General features: G+C 44.2%; 7 protein-coding genes and 1 pseudogene. 5 read left to right on the forward strand and 3 right to left on the reverse strand.

Features of this window, described 5'->3' with window-relative positions; genetic code table 11:
• The first annotated feature begins 100 nt into the window (after window positions 1–100).
• From QUA71_RS28110 to QUA71_RS28120, 3 genes are all read left to right on the forward strand, one after another.
• Entirely contained in the window at window positions 101–3,319 is a 3,219-nt protein-coding gene (locus QUA71_RS28110) for a S8 family peptidase (protein ID WP_333290160.1), read from the forward strand.
• A 171-nt stretch (window positions 3,320–3,490) separates the two neighbouring features.
• Window positions 3,491–4,153 (forward strand): glutathione S-transferase family protein, encoded by a 663-nt coding sequence (locus QUA71_RS28115; protein WP_333290162.1) that lies wholly within the window; start codon window positions 3,491–3,493, stop codon window positions 4,151–4,153.
• The gene (locus QUA71_RS28120; protein ID WP_333290164.1) at window positions 4,150–4,578 is read left to right on the forward strand and encodes a hypothetical protein; all 429 of its coding nucleotides are present in this window, start codon (window positions 4,150–4,152) and stop codon (window positions 4,576–4,578) included. Before QUA71_RS28115 ends, QUA71_RS28120 begins: the two co-directional genes overlap by 4 nt.
• 259 nt (window positions 4,579–4,837) lie before the next feature.
• On the opposite strand, the gene QUA71_RS28125 is transcribed toward QUA71_RS28120, so the two are convergent.
• From QUA71_RS28125 to QUA71_RS28135, 3 genes are all read right to left on the reverse strand, one after another.
• Entirely contained in the window at window positions 4,838–5,785 is a 948-nt protein-coding gene (locus QUA71_RS28125; protein WP_333290166.1) for an SH3 domain-containing protein, read from the reverse strand.
• A gap of 368 nt (window positions 5,786–6,153) precedes the next feature.
• Window positions 6,154–6,327 carry a hypothetical protein gene (locus tag QUA71_RS28130; protein WP_190663843.1) on the reverse strand — a complete coding sequence of 58 codons (174 nt, stop codon included), beginning with the start codon at window positions 6,325–6,327 and terminating at the stop codon, window positions 6,154–6,156.
• Window positions 6,328–6,363: 36 nt separating this feature from the next.
• Window positions 6,364–6,558, reverse strand: a complete 195-nt coding sequence (locus QUA71_RS28135; RefSeq protein ID WP_333290168.1) for a hypothetical protein — start codon at window positions 6,556–6,558, stop codon at window positions 6,364–6,366.
• Between the two features lie 486 nt (window positions 6,559–7,044).
• Between QUA71_RS28135 and QUA71_RS28140 the strand changes: the two genes are divergently transcribed.
• Both QUA71_RS28140 and QUA71_RS28145 read left to right on the forward strand, forming a co-directional pair.
• Window positions 7,045–7,926 carry a glycerol acyltransferase gene (locus QUA71_RS28140; RefSeq protein WP_333290170.1) on the forward strand — a complete coding sequence of 294 codons (882 nt, stop codon included), beginning with the start codon at window positions 7,045–7,047 and terminating at the stop codon, window positions 7,924–7,926.
• A gap of 656 nt (window positions 7,927–8,582) precedes the next feature.
• Window positions 8,583–8,960: pseudogene (locus QUA71_RS28145) on the forward strand (DUF4347 domain-containing protein); the annotation flags it as partial.
• Window positions 8,961–9,018 lie beyond the last annotated feature (58 nt).

The following is a 9,018-nucleotide window of genomic DNA, read 5'->3' on the forward strand; positions in this document are numbered from 1 at the left end:
GTGCCTATTACTAGCTGAAATATGTTTGTTCCTTGCAGGCGTGCTATCGATAGCATACCACAACTGTGCAATGCCAATTTTTTTGTTTTGGGAGGACTAAATGGTTGAACTTTCTGATAAATTTCCGCATATTCAGCTTAGGCTGGCAAAAGAAGGAATTGCTGCAACTCCAATGGGAGTAAAAAAAGAGCATCCAACAACATCGGCAAATGAAAATGATCGCCAGGGACATGGAAGTAGATTAAAGAGTTCGTTGAACTCCTTAATATCTTATTGGCAAAATACTCAAGAAAGAAGAGAGGAAGAGGCAATGCCACCCCTTCCAGAAAAAACTATACCTATTATTTTACAGATTGACCCTACTGCACTTCAGGCAGAGGATCTCAAAACATATGGTATTGAGGTAATCGCTGAATTAGAAAATGGGTATATTATTGGTGCTTCTGTCGAGGATACAGACTTTACCGAACTACAAAAAAAAATAGAAAAATTTATTAAGGCAGAAAGAGGAGGGGGGAAAGTTAAAGCAATCTGGGACTTTATTGATGGAAGCAAGCGACCTGAGTACATCCTCTCACCAGAACTACTTAATGAATGGCAGCAAATTAGAGATGAACGAATATATACTGTGAATATAGGCATTGCTTGTCTAGGTACTAAGTCACAATTGTCGGATTTTCCACGCATAAAGGCTACAGAAAGTGAGGAAAGATTTACTAAACGATTCACCAATTGGAGTAAAAAACGTGATTTAAATTATCAGCAATGGAAAAAAATTAAGTTACAAAGAAAAGATGAGTTTACGCAATTTATACAAGCTTATAAGGGAGAAATTTTAAACATTGTGGATGGAGATATTCCTGAATATTCTCAACTACTAGATAGTTTTTCCTGCTGCCTTCAAATTTCTGGTAATGGGCTAAAAGACTTAGTTTTGAATTTTCCTTATACTTTTGAGGTAAGTTTTGTTATTTTAGAGAATGACGCTACTGCATTCGGTGCAGAGGCTCTCAGAAACGATGAACTTGAATTAATTGCAGAAATAAAATATGGATACATTATTGGTGCATCAGCAGATTTAGAACTTGGTGAACTGCGAGATAAGATAGCAAAAATTATTAGAGAAGAGTATAATGCTGGTAAAGTGGCAGACCTCTGGGATGTGATAGGCGGAACTCAACCACCACAATACATTCTTTCGGCAGAATTAATGGCTCATTGGGATCTAGTTAAAGACGATCAAATTTACACTTTAGATGTAGTAGTTTCCTGCGTAGGAATTAAGTCACAACTTCCTGCTTCCCCCAATAAACAACCTAATGAAGATCTGGATAGTTTTATCAATCGAGTCAATAACTGGATAAACAACCGTCAGTTAACATATAGGGAATGGGAAGAAATCGCATGGCAAAGACAAGACGAATTTGAATTTTTTATTCATGCTTACCAAGGAAGTATTATCAAAGGCTTTCAAGAAGAAGGTGGTATTAGTGGGACTGATCCTTTACCAGATAGTTTCTCCTGTCGCATTCAAATTTCAGGAAAAGGGCTAAAAGATTTAGTTTTCAACTTTCCATGTATTTTTGATGTTATTGAGACAGATGTAGTTGCTGAAATTATTCAGCAACTAGGTTTATCGGAGGTTGATGCTTCGCGTTTTAGACTAGAACCACCCGAATCAACTGCCCCCAAGGTATGCGTTATAGATAGTGGTCTTCAAGAAAGACACTCTTTTCTAAAGGCAGCAATTGAATCACAAAGCTCAAGGTCTTGGGTTCCTGGAGAGACTAATAAAACTTCTGATTATGTTCATGGCGGACACGGGACGAGAGTAGCTGGTGCAGTTCTTTATCCCATAGCGATACCTCGTACTGGTCAAGAAAAAGCTGTTTGCTGGATTCAAAATGCTAGAGTTCTTGATGCTAACTGTAAACTACCTACCCAGCTATTTCCACCGAACTTACTCGGTGATATTGTGGAGTTTTATCACAGTAAAACAAAAACAAGAATTTTCAATCATTCTCTCAGTGATTCTGTTCCATGTCGCACGAGATATATGAGTGCTTGGGCAGCGGCGATTGATAATTTGACCTGGGAAAATGATATCTTATTTATTGTGGCAGCAGGCAATTTACCCTTAAGTGGTGGAAGAATAGGATATACAAGATTATCTGTCCAAGATCATCTGGCAGCAAATCGGCTATGTCCAGATTATCTTTTAGAAGATTCTTGTAGAATTGCGAACCCGGCCCAAAGTTTTCAAGCCTTAACCGTTGGCTCAGTTTCTCTAGCTTCTTATCATGCACTACCCTATTCTTCAATATCAGAAAAGGATAAACCCTCAGCTTTTTCATGCTCTGGGTTAGGAATTTGGGATACAATTAAACCCGAAGTAGTTGAATATGGTGGGGACTTAGTAAAAGATGAATCTATACCACCTAATATTACTTCACCTAAAGAAGTTTGCCCTGAATTAGTACGATCGACTTTGAATGGTGGACCCGGAGTTGCTGCTGACACGGTGGGAACGTCATTTGCTACGCCAAAAGTCAGCCATATAGCAGCGTGTCTTGCTGCTGAGTTGCCGGATGAGAGTTGCCTTTTATATCGTGCGCTGATAGTACAATCAGCCAGATGGCCAGAGTGGGCAGAAGAAAAACTTGATACTGTTCGTCAAATTGGTTATGGCATTCCAAATATCGATCGCGCTTTAGGTAATTCTCCCAATCGTATCACTTTGATTACCAGAGGGAATCGTCGTATCAAAGCAAAAGAAGCTCATGTTTACCAAGTCAAATTGCCTGAAGGGTTGGGTAGTCAGGGAGAAAACCATGAGATTCTGGTAGAAGTTACTCTATCTTACAAAGCACAACCACGTCGAACTCGTAGAAATCGCAGAAAATATCTTTCTACTTGGCTGGATTGGGATTGTAGCAAAAAGCGAGAAGATCCAGAAAAATTTCGGGCTAGGATTTTCAAAGAGTATGATGCTTCAGATGATGCTGAAAAGGGAGAGGAAGGTTTTAAATGGACTATTGGCAACAGAGCCAAAAACTATGGAAAAATTGAGGGTGTTTCTAGAAGCGCGGGAACTGTTCAAAAGGATTGGACGGTTGTCAAATCATTTGAACTCACAGAAGCATTCTGCATTGCAGTAGTTGGACATGAAGGTTGGAATAACGATCCAGATGCAGAAGCACCATATTCTCTCGTTATTAGCTTTGAAGCATTAGCATCGAATATTCCCATTTACACTACATTTGTTGAGGCTCAAGTCGAAATAGAATTAGAGCAACAGGTGGAAATTAACTCAATATGATGTAGCTAAAGTAGCTAAATGCGATCGCACATATTTTTGTTATATTTAACCAGTATTTCTCCTGACAATTCCGGATAGGGTAAAATTGACTACAGTCTAAATATTTTCAGCAGCGCGAGCGACCGATCAATCCTCAACACCTGACCCTCTCAACAACCAACGCAAGCAGCCATGAAACTTTACCATACTCCCATTTCCCCCAACTCCCGTCGCGTGTGGATCGCCCTGTTAGAAAAAAACCTCGACTTTGAATTGGTAGAAATCCACTTGGACGGCGATAACTTACAGCCTGAATTTGGGGCAATGAATCCTTTTCACCGCATCCCTGTTTTGGTCGATGATGACTTCACTGTGGTCGAGTCTCTAGCAATTCTTGACTATCTAGAAACGAAGTATCCCGAACCGGCAATGCTGCCAAAAGAACCGAAAGATTTGGCAGTTGTGAGGATGGTAGAATTGGTCACGGTTAACGAACTTCTACCGCAAATTTACCCCCTAAGCAGTGAAAAAATGGGACGGGGAACTCCCCAACCGCAGGAAATCGAAAAGGCTAAGGAAAAAGTCAATACTGTGCTGAAATTCTTTGAAGGCTTGCTGGACGATCGCCCTTTTTTCGCTAGCAACAGTGTCACGTTTGCCGAGTGCGTTGCCGGCACCGTCGTGCCCTTGCTATCTTGGGTTGGTGTGTCCCTAGACGGCTATCCTAAAATTCAAGCTTGGTGCGATCGACTGCTTGCCCGCCCCTCATGGCAGCAAACTCAATTCACCGAGGCAGATTTGGCGGCTTTCGCATCTCGAAGACAAAAATTTCTCGCACAATCTGAAGCCTCATGAACGAATCAATTGTGAAGCGATCGCTCTTTTTCCTAGCTGTGTTTACCTGCATCCAAATTCCCATCGCAGCAATGGGGCAGCCCGCCGCCCGATCGAACTACGAAGCAATTAACGCTAAACAGTTCGTTGCCGATCGCAAAATTACCGTCTCCAATCCCAAAGATATCGCAGCAAAACTCTTTAGCAGTGACCAAGAATCTGAAGGCAGAAAAAGCGACCAAATTTCGGTTGAATATCCCACGCGAGAAACAGCGGTAATTGTCCAAACCGTCGTCGGTTTAGCTGACGATTCTGTTGCCGGAATGCGGCACCGCATCGAACTCAGACTCAGGCAAAATAAGTGGGAAATTGTCTGGATTGGCCGACAATCGAAGTGTCAACCAAATCGCGGACACCAAGATTGGGCAAGCGGCCGCTGTCAGTAGAAAGGTCGATCGGCTTTTTGCTTAAATTCATTCATCCCGCGTGCGTTGCGAGGAACCAAGCTAGGACTTGACGCTACTCACGAAAAACACAGGCACAGAAAGATTCGCTACCGCTGCTTCCCGATAGAAATAAGTTATTCATTCGTAAGCCACAGAAGCAGTCTGGGCTCGGCGTTGTTTCCTGCCTGCGCGACAATCTTAAAACTATTTTTGGTGTCGATCGCTCTTTTAGTCAAAAAGAGCGATCGAACTCACAAGTTTACTTGCACATGATCAAATTTCCAGCCGAGATGAATCCGGCCACAGGGGCTGAAATCTCAACCCAATTGCGGTCTTCTCCATTCTTATCTCTCACTAACTGGAAGTTCGGCACAAGCGTTACTTGACCGTTAGCAGCTACGCCACCTTTAACCGCAGCAGTCTTTGAAGGCTCGGTGCGGATAGCTAGACCCCTCGGCGCTACGCGAGGTTCTACTTGGCGGCACAGACTTACGGGACCCGTTGCAGGTGCTGGTGCTGGTGCTGGTGCTGGTGCTGGTGCTGGTGCTGGTGCTGGTGCTGGTGCTGGTGCTGGTGCTGGCGCTGGTGCTGGTGCTGGCGCTGGTGCTGGTGCTGGTGCTGGTGCTGGTGCTGGTGCTGGTGTCGCAGCAGGTGCAGGTGCTGGTGTCGCAGCAGGTGCAGGACTTGGACTCGGTGCTGGTGTCGCAGCAGGTGCCGGTGCTGGTGTCGCTGCCGGTGCTGGTGCCGGTGCCGGTGCTGGACTAGGGGAAGGAGTTTGACTAATTGTGCTGGCTGTCGTGCACGAACCTAAATTAGCCTCGTTGTTGGGGTATCCGCTAGCTACATACCCTTTTACGGGAGCGGTAATTGGAATCCAGAGGCGGCCGTCGGAGGCTTTAACAGAAGTAGCGCCTTGGGACAGCGTTACCTGAGTGTTAAGTGGTACACCGCCAACTCTAGGGGATTTGGGGTCTGGACTCTGGCGAACCGTCAAACCTTCTTTGGGAGTGACTTTGCGGCAACTGTTGCCAGCCTGGGCTATTTGAAAAGTGGCGCTATCTTCAAATGAAGTATTTTCACCATCCTGACGGGCAGTGGATGTTGATGGGGTGGCAACATTTGCCGCATTTGCTTGCAAACTTCCGGCTGCGATCGCGATCGCGCCCAGCAATGCAGCGGGTTTGTTCCAGTAACTCAAGTTTTTCATCCGTTCAACTCCTCATCTGATCAAAACTATTATCTTTATTGCAGGTCAATATAGCAAAAAAATCGATTTGTCTTCCAGGAAAAAGCTCTACATAACATTTTTTATGGCTGTAAGTCAAGTTTTATCTATATAATTTATTTTTTTCTGAGAGTTAAGCCCACACAAATTAAGCTGCTGCGCTTATAAATTGCTCGTTATGGCAGAGCGGGGGAGGGGGACAAGACGAGAGAGGGAAAGCGGGGAGAGTGAGGGAGTGGGAAAGTCAACAGTCAAAAGTTAACTGTTAACTATTTAAATGGGTGAGAGTTTACTAGGAATGCAAGTCCTTTCTTGTCCGTCAAGATCTTGTCAGGTGTTCGTTAAAGCATTTAGCTGCCAGTTGTTGCAGTTGAGTAATATTTTTCTGCATTTCCGGTGAATTCTTGGCAGCTTCGAGAGCGAGATGGTGCTTGAGATGCTCCAAGATTCTGAGTGACAGGCGATTGGTGCGATCGACCCCATCGTCCTAGTCGGGTGCCACAAGCCACATACAGTTCTTCCATCTCGCTGACATAACTCCACTGTCGATCGCACCTTACTTAAAATTGCGGCAAACAGCGCAAATCGCTAGCATTGACCCGATGGGTGGCCTCAATTTGATAAAATCTTCCAAAACGGAAACCCATCGGCTTTAGGCAGGGTTGTGTTTTTGTGGCTAAAGCCGCCGCGCGATCGCCAAGGACAGTTGCTGTAGCTGTTTCCAAACAGTTTTGTTCCTGTGGAGACATTTCCATTAAGGATTCTAGTCGCCGCAACGCCGGCTTGTAGTTCCTCGACTTCAGGTGCCCTTGGTTCTGGTTCTTAAGTAAGGAAGTTGGATGGTTTCTTTATATTTACTCGCTGACGCTTTACTTTGCCTGCTGCGGTTCGAGCGCCTGTCTGTTTAAAGATACAAGGGGCAGGTTGAGCCAACAAAATAGACAACCAGCACAAAACCTCCGAACAAAACCAGCCCGCTAAAATCAGAAACCAAATATTGGTGCAATTTCTGATTTAATTATATTGATATAGCAACCGCACTCGACGTTTAGGACATTTTTTATTGCTGAAACTAATGAGGTAGGTTCCTTCTGAAGGGGAGCATATTAATGAGAGTAAAAATCATTTTTTTTTAGGGCGAGCGGGAAGCTCGCACGCACAAGAAGAGTAAAAGCACAACTGAGATTCTCTCTTCTTCCTTCTCTCCTAGATAGCTCAAGCTTTCTTCCTCCTGCTATACAATGACCAAAGCGTTAAATATTTTTGCAGTGACCAAAACTACTAACAAAAAAGACGGAAAATCCTCTAAATATCCCTTGGACGGTCTATCTTTAGACGATCGCAATCCCGACTTCATTCAGCTTTTGTTGCCAGTCTGGGAATGGCTGTACCGCTACTATTTTCGCGTACAAAGCGACGGCTGGCACCACGTACCAGCGAGCGGAAAAATGCTCGTTGTCGGTTCTCACAACGGGGGAATCGCCGTTCCAGATATGTTTATGTTCCTCTACGAATGGTTCCGCAGGTACGGCACGGAACGCTTGGCATACGGATTGATGCACCCGACGGTTTGGCAAGTTTCTCCTGATATTGCTAGCATGGCGGTTCAGTGTGGTGCGCTCAAGGCGCATCCGAAAATGGCGATCGCAGCTTTGCGAAAAAATGCCCCTGTTCTCGTCTATCCGGGCGGCGCCCAAGATGTTTTTCGCCCCCATCATTTGCGCCATCAAATCTACTTTGCCGGACGCAAGGGATTTATCAAATTAGCATTGCGAGAAGAAGTGCCAATTATACCAATAATATCCCACGGCGCCCACGATACTTTGATAGTTTTGGGAGATTTGTACGAACAAATTAAGCAATTGCATGAATGGGGGATGCCGTGGTTGTTGGGCATCGATCCAGTGGTATTTCCGGTGTATTTGGGATTGCCTTGGGGACTGGGTATTGGGCCTTTGCCGAACCTGCCTTTACCCGTGCAAATTCGGACTCGCGTCTGCAAACCGATTGTATTTGAGAGGTACGGTTCGGAGGCGGCGCGCGATCGCGATTATGTTGATGCTTGTTTCGATCGAGTTACCGCCCAAATGCAAGAACAATTAGATTGTTTGGTGGGCAATTGAGAATGGCACAAGTTCGATTGACCAAAAAACATTCTTACAGCCCACAATCCCCGTAGAAAACTCCCCAACGCTTGGGTTGCGAGTGCGGCCAGGACTGATTTTGGTCAAAATTTTTCTAAGCACATTTTTTGGCCCTAAGCAATGACCGAGGTTATGATTATTATTGGCCGAGTTCGATTGCACTTTTCTCCCACTCGCGACTGTATAATCATAAAGTCAGTTGACTGCCATCTACCGCAAGATAGATTTTGCAATAAACTCGGCGGTAATTCCGTAAAGTTATGTAACATCCAACTTAAAGCAGATACCGTCTCAGATGCTGGATGCACTGTCTTGCCTCCAGAGATTATTGAAAGTCAATAGTGTGCAATGATACAGCAACTAGCAACCGCAAAAGCGATCGCCTTCTTCTTTTCAGATGCAGACGACTTACAAAACTTAAAGATACTTTAACTCAATTTGTGAGCATTTTTATTACAAACTAGCAACAGCAAACTGATTAATCTTGACAAGACCGAACAAAAATCAACGGGTAATCAACCATGAATAAGCAAATTATTTTCGTAGACTCTTCTGTACAAGATTATCAAAGCCTGATCGAAAGGGCCGAGGGCGCTGAAATTTTCATTTAAAATGAAAATTTCAGCGCCCTCGAACAAATTAGTCAAGCCTTGGCTAATCAAAGTGATATTGAAGCAATTCATATCCTCTCTCACGGTAGCCCTGGCAGTCTAAGCCTCGGCTCAGACACCATAAACAATCAAAATCTAACCCAATTTAGCAACGAAATTCAACAGTGGGGGAAAGCGTTAACTAAAAATGCCGATATCCTCCTCTATGGCTGCGAAGTCGCCGCCGGAGAAACCGGATTACAATTCATCGAAAATTTGCATCTATTAACGGGCGCAAATATCGCAGCCTCTAATAACAAAACTGGGAATAAAGCATTAGGCGGAGACTGGGAATTAGAAGTAAAACTAGGGGAAATAGAAATCCAATCCCTTAACGTTCCCAATTATACCAATTTTACATGAAGTTGCATAGAATAAAGATAATGTTGAGAGGTGATGAGTTATGGCACGTCAACTGATG

Source organism: Microcoleus sp. MON1_C5, assembly GCF_036701875.1.
In the GTDB taxonomy this organism is placed as follows: domain Bacteria; phylum Cyanobacteriota; class Cyanobacteriia; order Cyanobacteriales; family Microcoleaceae; genus Microcoleus.

Coding starts and splice junctions, on each gene's coding strand:
- QUA71_RS28110 (WP_333290160.1), top strand. CDS start 101: ATGGTTGAACTTTCTGATAAATTTCCGCATATTCAGCTTAGGCTGGCA.
- QUA71_RS28115 (WP_333290162.1), top strand. CDS start 3,491: ATGAAACTTTACCATACTCCCATTTCCCCCAACTCCCGTCGCGTGTGG.
- QUA71_RS28120 (WP_333290164.1), top strand. CDS start 4,150: ATGAACGAATCAATTGTGAAGCGATCGCTCTTTTTCCTAGCTGTGTTT.
- QUA71_RS28125 (WP_333290166.1), bottom strand. CDS start 5,785: ATGAAAAACTTGAGTTACTGGAACAAACCCGCTGCATTGCTGGGCGCG.
- QUA71_RS28130 (WP_190663843.1), bottom strand. CDS start 6,327: ATGGAAGAACTGTATGTGGCTTGTGGCACCCGACTAGGACGATGGGGT.
- QUA71_RS28135 (WP_333290168.1), bottom strand. CDS start 6,558: ATGGAAATGTCTCCACAGGAACAAAACTGTTTGGAAACAGCTACAGCA.
- QUA71_RS28140 (WP_333290170.1), top strand. CDS start 7,045: ATGACCAAAGCGTTAAATATTTTTGCAGTGACCAAAACTACTAACAAA.